Here is an 18,165-nt window from a genome sequence, read left to right as displayed (position 1 = left end):
GGGAGTCGTCCTGTTGCCCGCGGTCGCGGGCAGGGAGACTGGTCAGATCATGACGAACAGCAGGAAGCGTCACACCCCGGAGCAGGTCGTCCGTAAGCTCGGGCAGGCCGACAGGATGCTCACCGATGGTCAGGACGTCGCGGCGGTGTGCCGGGAGCTGGGGGTGTCCGAGCAGACGTACTACCGGTGGCGGAACCAGTACGGCGGCCTCAAGGCCGACGACGCAAAGCGCCTGAAGGAGTTGGAGAAGCAGAACGCGACCCTGAAGCGTCTGCTCGCTGAAGCGGAGCTGGAGAAGGCCGCGCTCAAGGAGCTGGCTGAGGGAAACTTCTCAGCCCGGACAGGCGCCGCGCCGCCGTCGATCACCTCAAGCGCAAGGTGCGGGTGAGCGAACGGATGGCGTGCCGTCTGGTCGGGCTGAGCCGCTGCGCGTACCGGCGACCGCTCAAGGGCGACACGGTCACGGACCCGGATCGGGCGCTCGGGGAGTGGCTGCGTGCCTGGGCGAAGGACCATCCCCGCTACGGGTATCGGCGGGCGTATCACGACGCCCGCGCCGAGGGGTGGGTGGTGAACCACAAGAAGATCCAACGCCTGTGGCGTGACGAAGGGCTCCGGGTCCCGCAGCGGCGTCGACGCAAGCGCGTCGGGTCCTCGACCGTCGACGCGCCGACGGCGGACGCGCCGAACGTGGTGTGGGCGGTGGACTTCCAGTTCGACGCCGACGAGCACGGACGATTGATCAAGATCTGCTCGATCGTCGACGAACACACCCGGGAGTGCATCGGTGGCCTCGTGGAGCGGTCGATTACCGCCGAGCGACTCACCGGCCACCTCGAGGACCTCGTCGCCGCCCGGGGCGCCCCGGCGGTGCTCAGGTCGGACAACGGGCCGGAGTTCATCAGCGAGGCGATGGCCGACTGGGCTGGCACCCGCACCGGCCTGTCCTACATCCCTCCGGGCTCGCCGTGGCGCAACGGGTACGTCGAGTCGTTCAACAGCCGGATCCGCGACGAGTGCCTCAACATCAACAGCTTCTACTCGCTGCTGCACGCACAGGTCATCATCGGCGACTGGAAGGACGAGTACAACCACCGCCGCCGGCACTCCTCGCTCGGCTACCTAACCCCAGCCGAGTACGCTCGGCAGTGCACCCATCAAATGGAAACCGACGACTCACAAAACGTCCGGACCGAATGAAGGGGGCGGCTCAGGGCCGGAGCTCGTTGTACTCGATCCGGTAGTCCTCGGCCCGCTCGGCGAGCACGATCGCGTCGTCGATCTCGTCCAGGTAGAGCCGTTCGTACTTCAGCGTCCCGAAGCCGCGTTCACGGGACCCGTTCTGCCCCGGGGTCTTCACTCGGGTGCGCACGTGGTGTAGCTCGGGGTGGGCGGCGATGAAGGACTCGAAGCGGAAGGACCGGAACGGCCCGCCGTTGTCCGTCACGATGGTCACCACGGGCAACAGCTCACCGGTCTCGGGATCGACCGGGCAGGCCTCGACCAGCGGGTGACCGACCATGGCCTCGTAGTCGGCCAGTGCCAACTCGATCGCGTCGATCGCGTCGTGCTGGTACCCGGTGGGCGAAACGTGGAAGGGGTACTCGTACTTGGACCAGTAGTCCCGGCACCCGGCCAGCCGCCAGGTCCCTCCGGTGGTGGTCTCGAACTCGCTGAAGTCCAGCTGCCAGACTTGGTTCGGGCCTGAGGGCTCGGTGGCGAACGCGGCCTTGCGCCGCTCGGCCAGCTTCCGTCGCTCCCGTTGGTACTGCGCGGGCAGAATCAGCCCCTCGTCGCGCAGGATCCGCAGCACGGCCTCGGAAACCACATGCCCGTCGTGGCGGACCATCGCCCAGATCTTCCGATGCCCCCACGCCGGATGGGCCAGCGCGTGCTTGACCACCAGTTCCCTGGCGGCCTGCCGTGCCGGTTGCGGCCACGGTCCCTTCACCGCCGTCCCGGTGCGGGCCTTGGCCTGCCAGCGGCGCCAGGTCCGCTCGGGCATGTCGAAGAGCTGGCAGAACCTCGCGGTCGACATGCCCGCTTCCACGCGGATCACCTCGAGGTCCTCGAAGGGCCCAGCCGACCCTCCAAGGACTTCTTCCACACCCTGGCCTCCAGGTGTGCCTCGCCCAAGGCCTGGGTCAGCTCGGCGACCTCGGCCTCCAGCTGTTCCTCTCGGGAGGATGGTCCGGACCTGCCGGCCACCAGGGCGGTCTTGCCGGCTTCCAGGAACTCGGCCTTCCACCGTCCGATGGACTGCTCACTGACTTTCTCCTTGCGTGCCGCTTCGGCGATGGACATCTCGCCGGCCAGCACGCTCAGCACTATCCGGGTCTTCTTCTCCGCCGGAATCGAGGGTGGTCTACCCATGTCTGACTCTCCTTCAGGACCTACATAACGGCCCTGCCACTAAGTCTGACGCGCGACACCCGGTGCCAACCGACACCATCGACGCCGCCTCGGTCGATCCCGGACACCCGCTGTCCGCCATTCCTGAGTCTCGCGGAGGGCCACCCGAACGCCGCCCAGGACGCGGCGGTGTCGGCGAGAGCGCTGGCCGGCTCGTGAGTGCGGGGGCATCCCCCGAGGGGGTCGCGACAATGCATCTCAGGTGCTGGAGGCACGTCAGGTACGGGAGCACAGCAGCATAAGCAGGACTTTGTACCGCGTTACGATGGGCGCATGGATCCGCGTCGTCTGCTCATCTTCCGCACGGTGGTACGCAACGGGTCGATCGGTGCTGGGGCCCGTGAACTCGGCTGGACGCAGCCCGCCGTGAGTCAGCACCTCTCCGCGCTCGAGAAGGAGGTCGGCACCTCCCTGCTGTTGCGCAGCTCCTCGGGTGTGACGCCCACCGAGGCCGGTGCCCGCCTCTTCCAGCACGCCGAGGCCATCGCCGCGCAGCTCGCCGCCGCCGAGGAGGAGCTCGCCGACATCACCGCACTGCGCCGCGGCCGCGTGCGGTTCGCGACCTTCCCGTCGGCCGCTGCCGTGCTGCTGCCGCCGGCACTGGCCCGCATGGCCCGCACCGCACCGCAGGTCGAGGTGACCTTCGACGAACTCGAACCGCCGGACGTCATCCCCGCCCTGCTCGACAACGAGCTCGATCTCGCGCTCGTGTTCCGCTACGCCGGCACCGACGTGGACGCCGAGGGCGCCCTCGAATGGACACCCCTGACGGAAGACCGGGTGCTCGCCGTGCTGCCACTGGACCACCCCCGCGCCGAAGATCCCGACCTGACGCTCGCCGACCTCGCCGACGAGTCCTGGGTCGCGGGCTGTGAACGGTGCCGCGCGAACCTCCTCAGCAGCGCCCAGGCGGCAGGATTCACTCCCCGGATCAAGCACTCCACCGACGACGCCACCGTGGTGCAGCGGCTGGTCGAACACGGAAGTGGCGCCGCCCTGCTGCCGGAGATCGCCCTCGAGGCCTCCCCGTCCGAGAACGTGACGGTCCGCGCCCTCCCCGGATTGCACGACCGCACCATCGGGCTGGTCAACCGCCGCGGTGCCCTGTCGATCCCCGCCGTCGCGGCCCTGCGCGACGCTCTCGCCGCCGAGGCCGACCAGCGCTCCGTCACCGCCGCCCTGATCTGAGGCGCGACTGATCTGAGGCGCGCGGAGCCGTCGCGCTACGCTCGGAGGATGTCGCCGACCGTGCCCCCGAGCGCCTGGGTCCGCCCACTGTTCCTGCTGCTGGGTGGGCTCGCCGTCGCCGTCGTGCTGTGGCTGATCGGTCAGCGGATCGCCGCCATCGGCCTGGTGTTGCTCGCGCTCCTCCTGGCGTACTGGACCGCCCCGCTGCGCCGCGGCCCCCACACCCCGCTCGCGGAGGCACTGCCCCGCGTCGCCGACGATCACGCCGTGATCCTGTGGGCCCCCGGGGACACCTTCAGTGCGCGCCTGCAGACCGCCGTGCGCGGGAACCGCCCCGACGTGACCTGGGTGAACGTGCTGCAGGATCCGGAGGCCGCCGAGTTCCTCGCCGCGCACGGTGGCCGCTCCGCGCTGCCGCTGGTGATCGTCGGGGAGGAGGTGCTGCGCCACGCGACCACCGGCGCGTACCTCGACGCCCGCGCTGCCGGCATGCACCGCGCCCGCCCCCACGACTGACGCAGCCACAACCCACGCCGCAACGACTCACGCCGCCACAACTCACGCGGCCTCAACTGATACCGCCACGACTCCCGCCGCGGCACCGGATGGTGCGTGTCGCTGTCCGCCGTCAGCCGACCGATCCGAGCACCACCGTCCAGGGCCGCGCCGTCCGTTCGACGATCAGCCCCTCGCGCCGGAACGGGTCGTCGTCCAGCAGCTGCAGCGCCTCCTCGGCCCCGTCGGCCCGCACCAGGATCAGCGCCCCGGCGGGATCCCCCAGCGGCCCGGAGGCGACCAGCACCCCGCGCTCCAGCAGGCCGCCGAGGAACGCGCGATGCTCCGGGCGATGCTGGGCCAGTCGGTCGGCGGCATCGGCATACAGGTACTGGACAGCGACAAGATCCATGACGGCATTGTCCCGCACGACGCCCGGTCGGCTCGTCTGTCGGCCCCCGGTGGCAAGATTGACCCCACCATCCGCCGCACCGGCCGGATCCTGCAGCGCCGTGGCGCGCTGCGACCGGTCGGGCGCTCCCGGCCCGCACCCTGCGCGGCCCGTCGACCCAGGAGGCATAGATGCAGCGACGCACGATCCTCACCGGCTCCGCCGCCCTCGGCGGGCTCGCCCTGCTGGCGGCCTGCGCCCCGGGAAGTGGCCCCGGTGACGCCGCCACCGCCCCCGCCCCGAAGGCCGAGGACATCTCCACCGACGTCGCGGGCCTGGGTGACGTCACCCTCACCGTGTGGGACCAGGAGGTCCGCGGCGCCCAGAACGACGCCATCACCGAACTCATCAAGGGCTTTCAGGAGAAGTACCCGAACGTCACCGTCAAGCGCACCTCGCAGTCCTTCGACGACCTGAAGAAGCAGACCGCGCTGGCACTGTCCGGCAACGACGTGCCGGATGTCCTGCAGGTCAACAACGCGCGCGCCGACATGGGCGAGTTCGTCAAGGCCGGGCAGCTCACCGACCTCACCGGGTACGCCGACGCCTACGGCTGGGCCGAGCGGTTCAGCGACTCCGTGCTCTCCAAGGCCCGCTACTCCACCGACGGCACCACCTTCGGTGAGGGCTCGCTGTGGGGCCTGCCACAGACCGGTGAGATCTGCGGCATCTTCTACTCCGCGACGAAGCTGCAGGAGATCGGCGCGACGGCCCCCACGAGCTGGGACGAGCTGCAGACCCTCCTCAAGACCGCCGCCGACAAGGGCCAGCAGCCGATCGTCCTGGGCAACCAGGAGAAGTGGCCGGCGCTGCACGTGTTCGGTCCGCTGCAGGCCAGTGTGGTCCCGTCGGAGCAGATCGTGGCGCTCGGCATGGGCAACGAGGGCGGCGACTGGACCAGCGACCAGAACGTGCAGGCGCTGACCACCCTCGGCGACTGGGCGAAGAACGGCTACCTGGGTCCCTCCCCCAACGGTCTGTCCTACGACGCCGCCTGGCCGGAGTTCACGAAGGGCACCGGAGTGCTGCTGATCGGCGGGTCCTGGCTGGCCGCCGACATGGAGAAGGCCATGGGCGAGGACCTGCACTTCATGGCCCCGCCGAAGGGTGCCGACGGCACCGTCGCCACCACCGGCGGCACCGGCGTGCCGTTCGCCATCCCCGCCAAGGCGAAGAACCCGGTGGCCGCAGCCGCGTACCTCGACTACATCACCAGCACCGAGGCGATGGCGCTGATCGCCGAGAAGGGCGGCATGCCGGTGCTCGACACCGCGAAGCTCGCCCCCGCCTCCGGGGTCAACAAGGAGATCTACGAGGCCTTCGACGCGGTCTCCACGCAGGGCACCCTGCTGCCGTACCTCGACTACGCCACCCCGACGTTCTCCGACACCGCGGGCAACACCCTGCAGGAGCTGATCGGCGGGCAGAAGACGGCGGAGGAGGCCGCCCAGGCGCTGCAGGACGACTACGGCAAGTTCACGGGCGCCGCCTCGTGACGTCCGCCAGCAGCAGGCGATCCGTGGCCGGCGGGTCCCGGGACGGTGCGGCCGCTCCGCGCCGGGGGCGCACCGCCCCGTCGGCCCTGGTGCGCTCCCCGTGGGTGCCGTACCTGTTGCTGCTGCCCGCCTTCCTGCTGTACGCCGGCTTCGCCCTGTTCCCGCTGGCCCGGGCCGTCCAATACTCCCTGTACGACTGGACGGGCCTGGGCCCGGCGACCTTCGTCGGCCTCGACAACTACGTGGACCTCGCCGGGGACGACACCTTCCGCGCCGCCATCGGCCACGCCCTGGTGCTGATCATCTTCTATGCCCTGCTGCCGCTGGTGATCGGCCTGATCCTCGCGGCGATCCTGCGCCGCGGGCAGGTGCGCGGCATGGCGTTCTTCCGCACGATCATCTTCCTGCCACAGGTCATCGCCCTGGTGGTGATCGCGGTGGCGTGGAAGCAGATCTACTCCCCGAACGGTCCGCTGAACCAGCTGCTCGGGGCCGTCGGCCTGGACTCCCTGGCCCGCGGCTGGCTCGGTGAACCCGGCAGCGCCCTCCCCGCGGTCGGCCTGATCGGCACCTGGCTGGAGATGGGCCTGGTGATGCTCCTGCTGCTGGCGGGCATGAGCCGCATCCCCGACGACCTCTACGAGGCGGCCCGCCTGGACGGTGCCGGGCCGGTGCGCGAGTTCTTCGCGATCACCCTCCCGGCGGTGCGGGGGGAGATCGCGGCCGCCCTGGTGTTGACGATCATCGCCGCGCTGAAGACCTTCGACCTGGTGTACCTCACGACCTCCGGCGGCCCCGGCACCGCCACCGTGGTGCCGAGCTACGAGGTGTACCGGCGAGCCTTCGAACTCAAGGACGTCGGGTCCGCCAGCGCCGTCGCCATCGTGCTCACCGCGATCGTGTTCGCCATCAACCTCGGCGTGCTGCGCATCGGTGAGAGCCGCGAGGACCGCCGCGGACGCGATCGGGTGGAGGAAGCGGACGCGGAGGCGCGAGCGACCCCGCGCCGGGATGTCGCCGCCCCGCCGGCCCAGGGGCAGGCGGTGCCGGCCGCCGGGCAGGCCGCGCCGGCTGCCGGGCAGGAGGTGACCCGATGAGGATCTCCGCCGCCGAGCGCACCATGAACTATGTGCTGCTGGCCCTGTTCGCCCTGTTCGCGGCCGGGCCGCTGCTGACCATCCTGGTCACCTCCCTGTCGGCCCGTGTCGGCCAGACCGGCGCCTTCCACCCCGAGAACTTCCTCGAGGCCTGGCGTATCGGTGGCTTCGGTCAGAGCTTCTGGCACTCCGCCGTCGTCGCGGTGATCGTGGTCAGTGTGGCGCTGGTGGCGTCGGTGCTGGCCGGGTTCGCCTTCGGCACCATGCGGTTCCGCGGCGCCGGGATCCTGTTCCCGCTGTTCCTGCTGGGGCTGATGATCCCCGCCGAGGCGATCGTCATCCCGCTGTTCTTCGACCTGCGCACCGTCGGCCTCACCGACACGTACGCGGCGATCGCCCTGCCGCAGATCGCCCAGTCGATCGCCTTCGGCACCTTCTGGATGCGCGCCCAGTTCCGCGCCATGCCGATGAGCCTGCTCGAGGCCGCGGCCCTCGACGGCGCCGGGGCCCTCGGCGGCCTGGCCCGGGTGGCGGTGCCGTCGGCGATGCCGTCGATCATCACCCTGGCGGTCCTGCTGCTGCTGTGGACGTGGAACGAGTTCCTGATCGCCCTGGTGATGGCGCCGTCCGGACAGCTGCGCACCGCCCCGCTGGGCCTGGCGAACTTCCAGGGCCAGTACACCTCCGAGAACGCGCTGCTGGCCGCCGGCGCGATCATCGTGGCGCTGCCGATGCTGCTGGTGTTCCTGGTGCTGCAGCGGCACGTGATCCGCGGGATGCTGGACGGCGCGATCAAGGACTGACCCCGACCCCCGTCACGGACCCCGGGAGGACCGCGATGACCCCGAGCCCCGAGCACACCCCGCCGGCTGGCGCCGCGGGTGGCACGCCCACCCCCGTCCACCCGCCCGCGCCCGGCGGTATCGACCCGAGCCCGCGCACCGCGCCCGTCGCCCCGCCCGCGTCCGTCGCCCCGCCCGCGCCCGTCGAGACCTGGGACCCCCTGGCCGACACCCGCGCCCCCGACGACCCGCCGCTGGACGTGCTGCTGTCCGGCACCGTCTTCTTCGACCTCATCTTCACCGGCATGGACCACCTCCCCCAGCCCGGTGAGGAACTATGGAGCCGCGGCATGGGCTCCTCCCCCGGCGGGATCGCCAATCTCGCCACCGCCGCCGCACGCCTGGGCCTGCGCACCGGCCTGGTCGCGGGCTTCGGCGACGACGCCTACGGCGACTGGATGTGGCAGATGCTCCGCGACGACGAGCACATCGACCTCAGCGCCTCCCGCCGTTTCACCAACTTCCACTCCGCGATCACGGTGTCCGTCGCCACCCAGGACGACCGCGCCATGGTGACCCATGGCCATGACCTTCCCGAATCCCTCACCGAGCTGGTGCGCACCGCCCCCGCCGCGCGCACCGCCATCGTCGACCTCGCCGGCGAGACCACCTGGTGGGCCGACCTCGCCCGCCGCGGCACCCTGATCTTCGCCGACATCGGCTACGACGAGACCGGCCACTGGGACCCCGCCGACCTCGCCCCGCTCGTGCACTGCCATGCGTTCACCCCCAACGCCCTCGAGGCCGTGCGGTACACGCGCACCGACACCCCCGACCAGGCCGTGCGGGCCCTCGCCGAGCGGGTGCCGCTCGCGGTGGTGACCGACGGTGCCGAGGGCGCCTATGCCGTGGACTCCTCCACCGGGGAGGAGGCCTACTGCCCCGCCGTGCCGGTGACCGCCCTGGACCCGACCGGCGCCGGCGACGTGTTCGCGGCCTCGATCGTCATGGGCACGCTGGCGCAGTGGCCGCTGGTGGAGCGGCTGAAATTCGCCTCCCTGTGCGCGGGGCTCGCGGTGCAGCAGTTTGGCGGTGCACTGGCGGCGCCCGGCTGGGGCGACATCTCCGACTGGTGGCGCGCGATCAGCGGCCGCGTGGACGGCGGGGACCTGCGCGCGGCCTATACCCGCGACCGGTACCGATTCCTCGCGGACGTGCTGCCCGGCCGGCCCGTGCAGGGACGACGCCGCGCCCAGGGCACCTTCGCCATGCGCTCCGACGCCGGGGAGCACTGAGGGGCGGGGGCGCTGACGCCCGCTGTGCCGTGCGCGTTTTGCCGTCCCTGCTTCCACTTGGCGGAATCAAACGCGTCAAAACGCGAACGGTCGGGCACGAAGGGCCCGCGTCCCCCACCCCCGTGCAGGGCCCGCGCCCTCCCGCGCCCTGCCCTCCACACTCCACCCCGCCATCCCCCGCGCCCGCCGCCCCCGGGGTACCCTGGAGTTCTGTGACAGCGGCCGCACGCCGCGGATCGGCCGGGCGGTGTGGCCCGGTGAGCCCGCACCGCATCGCCCGCTCCACACCCCGACCACGACCCCGCACCCGGGCACCCCGCCCGCACTCCGACCACGACCCGACACCGGGGCACCCCGCCCCTGACCTGCGACAACACCACGCACCCCCGACCCCGAGGAGCCCCGCATGACCGCCACTGATCTCCGTCCGAGCCGCCGCCACCTGCTGCAGGGCGGCGCCGCCCTCGGCCTGGGCGCCGGGATCAGTGCGCTCCCCGCCGTCGGCCTCACCCCGGCGGAGCGGGCTCTGGCGGTCGACCCCGTGGACCTCGACATCCTGTTCATCGGCGCCCACCCCGACGATGAGGCCTGGACCCTCGCCGCCTTCGGCCAGTGGAACGAGTACCAGGGTCAGCGCGCCGGGGTGATCACGGTGACCCGCGGTGAGGGCGGCGGCAACGCCGTCGGCCTGGAGGAGGGCCCGGCGCTGGGGCTGATCCGCGAGGAGGAGGAGCGCGAGGCCGTCGGCTGGGCCGGTGTGGAGCACGTGTTCAACCTCGACGCGGTGGACTTCTTCTACACGCTGTCGGCGCCGCTGACCCGCCAGGTGTGGGGTGAGCGGGAGGTGCTGGGCCGGATCGTGCGGATCATCCGCGCCACCCGACCCGACGTGATCGTCACGATGAACCCGTCGGCCGTGGAGGGCAACCACGGCAACCACCAGCAGGCCGCGATGTACGCGGTGGAGGCGTACCTGACGGCCGGTCGCCGCGACGTGTTCCCCGAGCATGTCGACGAGGGCCTCGAGCCGTGGACTGTGAAGCGTCTCCTGCGCTCCGGGTCCAACGGCAAGGCCCCGACCGGCCCCGACGCCGTCGCCACCGGATATACCCCGCAGGTCGCCAGCGACGTGGTGTTCGGTGCGTGGAACGGCACCTACAGCGAACGCCACGGGAAGCGCTGGAGCGCGGTGCGGGACCTGTCGGTCCACGCCTATGAGACGCAGGGCTGGGCGACGTTCCCGCCGACCACCGGGGATCCCGCGAAGATCCCCGCGGCCTGGTTCACCCTCATCGATTCGCGCACCCCACTGGTCGATCCCCGTGGCGGTGACGAGGCGGCGCTGCGCGGCGCCACCCTGCCGATCGACGGCGGCCTGCCCCTGGGCACCACCCTGGCCATCACCTCCGACCGGTTCACGGCGGTGCCCGGTGGCACCGTCCAGGTGGAGGTGCAGGTCGGCGGTGCCGGTCGGGCTCTGCCGCGCACTCGTGTGGCCCTCGAGGCCCCGGAAGGGTGGACGGTCAGCCGCGCGGTCGACCTCGGCACCGTTCCGGCGCGGCAGATCCGGACCGCCCGCTTCGAGGTGCAGGTGCCCCGCGGTATCGCGCCGGGTGTGCATCTGCGTCTGCGCACCCAGGTGACCAGCAGCGCCGGCAGCGGCTGGAACGTGCTGCCGCTGCGCACCGCGGGTCTGGTGGAGGCGGGACTGGAGGACCGGCCCGAGATCGCGGCGTTCCTGGAGTGGACCGAGCGTCTGGGCATGCAGCGTCTGGACGCGCTGGTGCCGACGCGGCGCGTCCTCGGGCTCGGCCGCAGCGAGAGCGTCGACGTCCTCGTCCGGAACCTCACCGACCAACCCCAGAACGCCGTGGTGACGCTGCAGCTGCCCGAGGGGATCACCGCCGAGCCCGCCCAGTTCCCGGTGCAGGGGCTGCGCGCCGGAGAGGAGCGCCGGGTGCCGGTGCGTCTGACCAGTGTCGACGAGTCGATGCCGACGGCGAACCGGGCACCGAACGGTGGGGTCTACCCGGTGACGGTCACCGCCACCGCCAGCGGTGTCGCCGCGCCCACACCGCAGGGGCTGCACCTCGTGCCACGCCTGGTAGCGTCCCCGACGCAGGGGGCGACGATCGACGCCGAGCGCGCGGCCGACGAGTACCCCGGCCAGGCGCTGGACATCTCCACCCTGTGGGAGGGGGAGCCGGTCACGGCCGCTGATGCCTCCGGGCAGGTGCACGTCACCTATGACGACGAGACGCTGTACGTGTTCGTGCATGTGGTCGATGACGTGCTCGGCACTGTGCTGCCGGTGGAGGACAACAAGCAGCGGTTCCGCACCGACAGCGTCGAGATCATGATCGACCCGCGCGGGACCAGCCAGAACACCGCCTCGACGTTCATCCTCGGGGTGCTGCCCGCGACGGCCGCTGACGGCGGGGGCCTCGGCCCGGCCGTCGGCGGGCGCGACCACGACCAGCATCAGGGGCCGCTCGAGGAGACCGCTCCCGGGGTGCGGATGCACGCGCACGTGAACGACGGCGGCGGCTACGACCTGGAGGTCGCGATCCCCTTCGCGGACCTGCCCGACACCGTCGACCCGACACACATCGGGTTCAACGTCGTCGTCTATGACTCCGACACCCAGAACAAGGTGAGCCAGTCACGCATCGGCTGGTCGACCTTCCCCGGTGTGCAGGCCGACCCGTACCGCTGGGGTGTGCTGGAGCTGCCGGAGCGGGAGCAGGCGCCGTCGGAGCCGGAGGAGCCGATCATCCCGGACACGGCGGCCCGGTCGGTCGAGTCGCCGCAGTCGATCCTGCAGTCCGCACGCGACGGTGTGGGCCTGGGCGGCTTCCCGGCCCTGCCCGACGGTTCTCTGCAGCTGGACCAGGTGCGACGCCGCGGTGATGCCGTCACGGCGCGGGTGCGCACACGCGTCGGCGGGGTGCTGCGGGTGTACCTGTGGGACGGCGAGCAGATCGTCGGCCGTCTTGAGGACCAGCGGGTCCGCGCAGGTCGACGCACCGTGCGTGTCCCGCTGACGACCGCGCCGACCGGGCGCCTGCAGCTGGCGGTGTCGCTGGAGGCGGAGGGCGGGAACGCCGCAGCGTCGGCGGCGCTCTGACCGGCGGGAGGGTGAGTCCGGCCGGTCCCGCGGCACGCTGGCGTCGGGACAGACCGCGTCGGCTCACCCGGCGGCGATACCCACCTGCACGGTGCGGGTCGGGCCGGGGCGGATCGCCACGGCATAGCGCACGGGACCCCGCTCCCCCGTCGCGACCAGGTCGCCCCGCTTCTGCACCCCGGCCCCGATCAGCTCCACCACACCGGGGAGGTCATCGGAGGCCGCGGGTTGCTGAATGCCCACCGGGAACGACGCCAGCGCCCACCTCTGCACCGTGTCCTCATCCCCGGTGTAGGTCACGCGGCAGTGCCACTGGTCATCGGCCGCGGACGGCAGCGGGGTCAGGGTTAGCGGTGGTACGCCTACGAGGTGTGCGTCATCGACCGTGGGCCCATGGCAGTCGGGAGGGTGCGCGATACTTGGGTTGAGCATTCGTGGCTGCCACGGGTGCCCGAGACTTCGACACAAGTTCGAGGTCAGTGCGCTAGAGGGGACGCTGGGATGTACAACCTGCTGATCGGCCTGACGCGAGGCGAGGTCGGAGCTGGTCGCTTGCTTGAGCACACGGCCGATGATGTCCGGGAGTACCTCGCTCCGGAGGTAGGCCAGGTCAGGATCGAGCGTCTCTTGAACCTACCGACGCTGCTCATGCCGGAGACTGGTTTCGATGATGAGCCGCAAATCGCTCGCGTCGGCCATGTCACAAATGTGAACAAGTCCAGGTATGGCTACACGTTTTCCTTTGTCCCTAACCCCGCGATTGCACCGATTCCCTCGCCCAGAATCGAGGCGGCAGCGGGCGTTTTGGACATCACTGATTGGGAGTTCCATCGGACGCACTGGGCTGTCAAGGATGTTGACTTGTACCGCGTCCTCGACCAAGAGCTCTCTGCCAGGGTTAAGCCCAAGGTGTTCCAGTTCCCAACCTCACAACCTTTCGAACCTGACCTCGTGGCGGTGATGATGCCATTCAGCCCGGCCTTTTCGGCGGTGTATGAGTCCCTGAAGGAAGGCATCGAAGCGGCAGGGATGCGTTGTCTGCGTGCCGACAACATCTGGGAACGAGACCGCATCCTCGACGACGTGCTCAGCCTCATCTGGCGCGCCCGCGTCGTCATCGCCGATCTCAGCGAAAAGAATCCCAACGTCTTCTACGAAACCGGTATCGCGCACACGCTTGGACGCGACACCATCCTGGTTGCCCAGTCCATGAGTGACATTCCCTTCGACCTTCAAGGGATTCGGGCACTCAAGTACCTGAACAACGATGAAGGACGCGCCGCGCTGTCCAGAGGGATCACCAGCCGTCTGAACACGATCACCACTTCCTGACCCGACTCGACAGGCGACAGCTCTCTCAGACCTGCCGACACAGGGGTAGGGCTGCAGCGGTGAAGGCTTTGGCTTGTTGCCCGGCGAAGAGTCGGGTTTCGCAGTTGGCTTGGATGGCGGCCTGTTCGAGGGCGGCGACGTGGGCGTCGAGGTCTTCGATCGTGGTGGCGGTGATGGTGATGAGGCCGGTGTAGCGCAGGATGCCGTGGCCGGCGGTGAGGTCGGCTTCTTGCTGGAGGACATCGTGGTACTCAGCCGTCTGGGAAGCGTCTTCGATTTGCCCGATTTTGGCGCGTTGGGCTTGGTCGGAGATGTGCTCGACTTTCTTCTTGCGGATGTCGCGGGCGGCTTGGTCGGAGCGCATAGGGGTGCAGATCAGGGAGAACGACCGTTGGATTCCGCTGGAGAGCAGGATGGGTGAGAGGAAGCCTGGGTAGACCATGGAGCGGGGCCATTCGCTGATCCACAGCACGGCGTGGTGGGCGGAGTCGGTGCGGATCCGACTCCAGGTTTCGTTGACCGCGACCGGGCCGGCGGTGGCGAGGTCGTGGCCGATCTGGCCGTGGCGTTCCAGGGTGGCGGCGATGGCGGGGTCGTAGGCCGAGCGCAGGATCACTGCGATCTGTCCGGGGGCGAGCCAGTCGGATGGAGTGAGGTCGGCTGAGCGGAGCGCGGCGGTGAGGGTGTTCATCTCTTGGCGCAGGACGGCGGCGGCGCCGCGGATCCCGCCGCCGACGGTGCGGATCTGCCGCGTCGCGTTTCTCATGTCGAGGGAAAGGGAGAGGGTGGTGGCGTGGCGTTCGCCGGCGGGGCCGGCGCGGTCGATGAGTGGGCCCGACTGGGCCCGGTCTCCAGTGCGCCCTTGAATCCACAGCGACGCCACCCGGTCCGCAGCGATGCCGCCGAGAGGTGACGCGGCTTCAGATGTCAGTCGCTCCCGCGACACTTCTCCGCGAGGGTTCACCGCCCGCACGCCCACGATCCGCCACCTGATAGGAGGCACCCCATGTTCCCCACCTCAGAGATGCTCGACGGCATCGGCCGCGAGCTCGAGAAGATGAAGATCCGGGACGCCCTCGTGGCCGCGCACCCCGAATGGGAGGACTGGATCGACGATTCCCGCCCCGGCCCGCTCCTGGTGGTCAGTGACCCCCGCGGGATCAACGTGGCCATCGGCAAGGCGCAGGCGCCCGGCAGCCACATCGTCCGCTGGATGGTGGTCGCCTACGACGGGGAGTTCCACCGTGAGCCCGTGGGGATGGACGCGTTCGTCGCCGCCGTGGAGGAGGCCCTGGCGCTGCAGCCGTGAGGTGGGGCGGGGGTGGGGCGGGGCGGCGGACCTGGTGCCGCCGTGACACCACAGCTACACGGTCCGCCAGGGACTCTCGTCCTTGACGACCCCCGGGGGCACCCATAGGTTCACTCACACCGGGGCGCCCGGCGACGGCCGACCACCGTGGGCCATCCGCCGTGCCGCGCCCTTCGCATTTCGACCCCGGGAGGCCGCATGACCACGCATCCGACGCTGAGCCGACGGGCCCTGATGGGGGGTGGCCTGGCCTCCCTCGCCCTCGCGTCCTGCGGCACCTCTGCCCGCGGTGGCGCCGAGCACGTGCTGTTCTACGAGTCGAAACCCGAGGCGATCCCCTATTTCTCCCGTCTCGCCGCAGCCTTCACACGCTCCCAGTCGGACTACTGGGTGCAGCACGACATCGCGACGAATCTGTCGGCCAGCTTCGTGCGCAGCTCGCCGCCGGACCTCGGCTGTCTGAACCTGGATCCGCCGGCCGGGTGAGTGCGGGAGGTGAGTCGTAACAGCCGGATGCTCCTGTGACCAGCGAGAATGGGACTGGCGAAGGTTCCAAACCCGTTGAGCAACAGGAGCACCGGTAGTGCGAGTCTCCCACAATTTCTCTGCCGAGTTCGATGACGACAACCTGATCGCGGCCGCGGGGTTGGTGCCGGTGATGTTGCTGGCCGAGTCCGCCGGCCTGTCGGATCTCGTCGAGGAGTTCGTCACGGTGGCTGGTAGTGCCGGGGCGAACGCGGCGGTGAAGGTGCCGGCGCTGGTCGCGGGGATGGTCGCCGGGGCGGACAGCATCAGCGACATGGACCTGCTGCGCCACGGCGGGATGGGCCGGGCGTTCACCGCCCGCCGGGCGCCGACGACGTTGGGCACCCACCTTCGCGGTTACACGTTCGGGCACGTGCGCCAGCTGGATGCGATCAACTCCCGGCTGCTGATCGCGCTGACCGCGCGGGTGCCGGGACTGGTGCGCGGCGCTGAGGGGATGGCCTACCTGGATATCGACGACACCATCCGGCAGACCCACGGGTACGCCAAGCAGGGCGCGGGGTATGGCTACAACAAGGTCAAAGGGCTCAACGCGCTGGTGGCCACGGTGTCCACGCCACTGGCGGCGCCAGTGATCGCCGCCATCCGGCTGCGCAAGGGGTCGGTGAAGTCACCGCGCGGGGCTCACCGGATGATCGCCGAGGCCATGGCCACCGCCCGCAAGGCCGGGGCCGGCGGGCAGATCACCGGGCGGGCCGACTCCGCGTTCTACCAGCACGACGTCATCGCCGCATTGCGCCGGACCGGGGCCTACTTCTCCATCACCGCCAGGATGGACGCGGGCGTGGTCGCCGCCATCTCCCAGATCCCGGAGGAGGCCTGGGTGGGGATCAAGTACCCGGAGTCGATCTGGGACGAAGCCGAGCAGCGGTGGATCTCCGATGCGGAAGTCGCCGAGATCCCCTACACCGCCTTCACCTCCCGGAAGAAGGCCGACCACGTCACCGCCCGGCTGATCGTGCGCCGGGTCAAGCGGCTCAACCCCGCCACCGCCACCGGCGAGCAGGACGGGCTGTTCACCGCCTACCGCTACCACGCGGTCTTCACCGACTCACCGCTGTCGATGCTCGAGGCAGAGGCCGCCCACCGCGACCACGCCATCATCGAACAGGTCATCGCGGACCTGAAGAACGGGCCGCTGGCGCACTGCCCCTCCGGGGTCTTCACCGCCAACAGCGCCTGGGCCGTGCTCGCGGCGATCGCGTTCAACCTCACCCGGGCCGCCGGCGTGCTCGCCTCGAAGTTCCACGCCCGAGCCAGGACCGCCACGATCCGCGCTCACCTCATCGCCGTGCCGGCCAGGATCGCCAACCGCGCCCGTTCCTGGCTGCTCCACCTTCCACGCAACTGGCCCTGGCAACCCGACTGGGAAACGCTATTCGACGCCGCCAGCAGTCCACGACCAAGAGCGGCTTGACCGCCAGCCCCTGTCCCGACGAGAAGGAACCCGAAGTGGAAAAGCCGGGCAGACCGGCAGACCTTTCACACCCTTCTCCGAAACGCCTACTCAGCCCGCGCCCGAAACGCCTTCACGACGCCACGAAAACCGGCTCGGCGGATCCAGGCTGAACTACAACCTGGAGATGGGGCGCTTCATGGAGCGCGGCGCCCTGTCGGACCTCGCCGACCTGCCGGAGGCAGGCCGCATCCGTCCCGATGTCGCGGAGCTCGCCGACTGGTACCCCACCTATGAGGGCCGCACCTCGGTGCTCCCGTACTCCGTCACCGCCGCGTCAGTGATCTACAACCAGCAGATTTTCGAGGACAACGGCCTGGAGGTACCCACCACCTGGTCGCAGTTCCTGGAGATCTGCGAACGGCTGCAATCCGCGGACATCACGCCGATCTACTCCACGTTCCTCGATCCATGGACGATCACCCAGGGCCTGTTCGACTACACCATCGGCGGCTTGGTCGATGTGCGGGAGTTCTACACGCGGATGCGGGAGCTCGGCGAGGAGGTGGGGCCCGACTCGGAGGTGTCGTTCCAACGCACTTTCGCCGAGCCGATGCAGCGCATGGTCCAACTGCTGCCGTTCACGAACCGTGACGCCCCGAACCGTGGCTACGGCGACGGCAACACGGCGATGGCGCAGGGGGCTGGGGCGATGTACTTCCAGGGTCCGTGGGCGTTCGGGGAGATCGAGAAGGCCGGAACCGACGTGCGGCTGGGCACCTTCCCCCTGCCCATGACGGAGAACCCGGACGACACCAAGGTGCGGGTGAACATCGACCTGTCGCTCTGGGTGCCGGAAGCTGCGAAGAACCGTGACGGCGGCCGCGCGTTCCTGAAGTACCTCATGCGGCCCGAGGTGCAGAACCCGTACAACGAGGAATTCCTGGCCTTCGGCACTACGCAGGATGCCCCGCCCGTGACCGACGAGCGGATCGTCGGCATGCGCGAGTACTACGACGCGGGCCGCTTCTACATGGGGGCCTCGCAGTTCATCCCCCGGTCCATTCCCACCGAGAACTACGTCCAGGCGATCGCGAACGGGTCTGACCCGCAGCGGATCCTCGCCCAGATGGACGCCGACTGGGCGCGCCTCGCGTACCGGTCCTGACGGGAGGTCCCCAGTGAGCATCGCCATCCCCCACGAAGCCGGCCGCGATGCCGGTGATTCCGGCCGCGGGC

17 protein-coding genes and 1 pseudogene are annotated in these 18,165 nt (G+C 70.2%); 13 read left to right on the top strand and 5 right to left on the bottom strand.

Features of this window, described 5'->3' with window-relative positions:
* Positions 1–49 precede the first annotated feature (49 nt).
* Positions 50–1,200 (top strand): IS3 family transposase gene (locus JSY14_RS08205; protein WP_259558266.1). Its coding sequence is split into 2 segments (ribosomal slippage): positions 50–320 and positions 320–1,200, totalling 1,152 coding nucleotides; the frame shifts between segments, so codons are not numbered across the junction.
* A 10-nt stretch (positions 1,201–1,210) separates the two neighbouring features.
* Here JSY14_RS08205 and JSY14_RS08200 read toward each other — a convergent pair.
* A complete protein-coding gene (locus JSY14_RS08200; RefSeq protein ID WP_259558265.1) occupies positions 1,211–2,038 on the bottom strand; it encodes an IS3 family transposase in 828 nt (275 codons plus the stop codon).
* Between the two features lie 17 nt (positions 2,039–2,055).
* A complete protein-coding gene (locus JSY14_RS08195; protein ID WP_259558264.1) occupies positions 2,056–2,373 on the bottom strand; it encodes a transposase in 318 nt (105 codons plus the stop codon).
* Positions 2,374–2,685: 312 nt separating this feature from the next.
* On the opposite strand from JSY14_RS08195, the gene JSY14_RS08190 reads away from it, so the two are divergent.
* Together JSY14_RS08190 and JSY14_RS08185 are read left to right on the top strand one after the other, a co-directional pair.
* Positions 2,686–3,600 carry a LysR family transcriptional regulator gene (locus JSY14_RS08190; protein WP_259558263.1) on the top strand — a complete coding sequence of 305 codons (915 nt, stop codon included), beginning with the start codon at positions 2,686–2,688 and terminating at the stop codon, positions 3,598–3,600.
* Positions 3,601–3,648: 48 nt separating this feature from the next.
* A complete protein-coding gene (locus JSY14_RS08185) occupies positions 3,649–4,116 on the top strand; it encodes a glutaredoxin (protein ID WP_259558262.1) in 468 nt (155 codons plus the stop codon).
* 112 nt (positions 4,117–4,228) lie between these two features.
* On the opposite strand, the gene JSY14_RS08180 is transcribed toward JSY14_RS08185, so the two are convergent.
* Positions 4,229–4,507, bottom strand: a complete 279-nt coding sequence (locus JSY14_RS08180; RefSeq protein ID WP_259558261.1) for a YciI family protein — start codon at positions 4,505–4,507, stop codon at positions 4,229–4,231.
* 170 nt (positions 4,508–4,677) lie between these two features.
* On the opposite strand from JSY14_RS08180, the gene JSY14_RS08175 reads away from it, so the two are divergent.
* From JSY14_RS08175 to JSY14_RS08155, 5 genes are all read left to right on the top strand, one after another.
* The gene (locus JSY14_RS08175; protein WP_259558260.1) at positions 4,678–6,042 is read left to right on the top strand and encodes an ABC transporter substrate-binding protein; all 1,365 of its coding nucleotides are present in this window, start codon (positions 4,678–4,680) and stop codon (positions 6,040–6,042) included.
* 23 nt (positions 6,043–6,065) lie between these two features.
* Positions 6,066–7,139: a carbohydrate ABC transporter permease gene (locus JSY14_RS08170; RefSeq protein WP_349773602.1), complete on the top strand. Its 1,074-nt coding sequence runs from the start codon at positions 6,066–6,068 to the stop codon at positions 7,137–7,139.
* Complete coding sequence (locus tag JSY14_RS08165; RefSeq protein WP_259558259.1) at positions 7,136–7,942, top strand: carbohydrate ABC transporter permease; 807 nt, start codon at positions 7,136–7,138, stop codon at positions 7,940–7,942. The genes JSY14_RS08170 and JSY14_RS08165 overlap by 4 nt, the downstream gene beginning before the upstream one ends.
* Positions 7,943–7,977: 35 nt before the next feature.
* Positions 7,978–9,216 (top strand): carbohydrate kinase family protein, encoded by a 1,239-nt coding sequence (locus tag JSY14_RS08160; RefSeq protein WP_259558258.1) that lies wholly within the window; start codon positions 7,978–7,980, stop codon positions 9,214–9,216.
* A gap of 406 nt (positions 9,217–9,622) precedes the next feature.
* Complete coding sequence (locus JSY14_RS08155) at positions 9,623–12,343, top strand: sugar-binding protein (protein WP_259558257.1); 2,721 nt, start codon at positions 9,623–9,625, stop codon at positions 12,341–12,343.
* Between the two features lie 63 nt (positions 12,344–12,406).
* On the opposite strand, the gene JSY14_RS08150 is transcribed toward JSY14_RS08155, so the two are convergent.
* On the bottom strand, positions 12,407–12,643 hold the full coding sequence (locus JSY14_RS08150) for a hypothetical protein (RefSeq protein WP_259558256.1): 237 nt from the start codon (positions 12,641–12,643) through the stop codon (positions 12,407–12,409).
* Between the two features lie 201 nt (positions 12,644–12,844).
* On the opposite strand from JSY14_RS08150, the gene JSY14_RS08145 reads away from it, so the two are divergent.
* A complete protein-coding gene (locus JSY14_RS08145) occupies positions 12,845–13,675 on the top strand; it encodes a hypothetical protein (protein WP_259558255.1) in 831 nt (276 codons plus the stop codon).
* A gap of 25 nt (positions 13,676–13,700) precedes the next feature.
* On the opposite strand, the pseudogene JSY14_RS08140 reads toward JSY14_RS08145, so the two are convergent.
* A pseudogene (locus tag JSY14_RS08140) lies at positions 13,701–14,504 on the bottom strand (SCO6880 family protein); the annotation flags it as partial.
* 177 nt (positions 14,505–14,681) lie between these two features.
* On the opposite strand from JSY14_RS08140, the gene JSY14_RS08135 reads away from it, so the two are divergent.
* The 4 genes from JSY14_RS08135 (at position 14,682) to JSY14_RS08120 (ending at position 18,094) form a co-directional block, all read left to right on the top strand.
* Positions 14,682–14,984: a hypothetical protein gene (locus JSY14_RS08135; RefSeq protein WP_259558254.1), complete on the top strand. Its 303-nt coding sequence runs from the start codon at positions 14,682–14,684 to the stop codon at positions 14,982–14,984.
* Positions 14,985–15,182: 198 nt separating this feature from the next.
* Positions 15,183–15,470, top strand: a complete 288-nt coding sequence (locus tag JSY14_RS08130) for a hypothetical protein (RefSeq protein WP_259558253.1) — start codon at positions 15,183–15,185, stop codon at positions 15,468–15,470.
* Positions 15,471–15,567: 97 nt separating this feature from the next.
* Positions 15,568–16,947, top strand: a complete 1,380-nt coding sequence (locus tag JSY14_RS08125; RefSeq protein WP_259557962.1) for an IS1380 family transposase — start codon at positions 15,568–15,570, stop codon at positions 16,945–16,947.
* Between the two features lie 166 nt (positions 16,948–17,113).
* On the top strand, positions 17,114–18,094 hold the full coding sequence (locus JSY14_RS08120) for an ABC transporter substrate-binding protein (RefSeq protein ID WP_259558252.1): 981 nt from the start codon (positions 17,114–17,116) through the stop codon (positions 18,092–18,094).
* Positions 18,095–18,165 lie beyond the last annotated feature (71 nt).

This window comes from Brachybacterium sillae (assembly GCF_025028335.1).
GTDB classification, from domain to species: domain Bacteria; phylum Actinomycetota; class Actinomycetes; order Actinomycetales; family Dermabacteraceae; genus Brachybacterium; species Brachybacterium sillae.
Note: the sequence above shows the minus strand (reverse complement) of the source record. Positions and strands in the feature narration are given on the sequence as shown.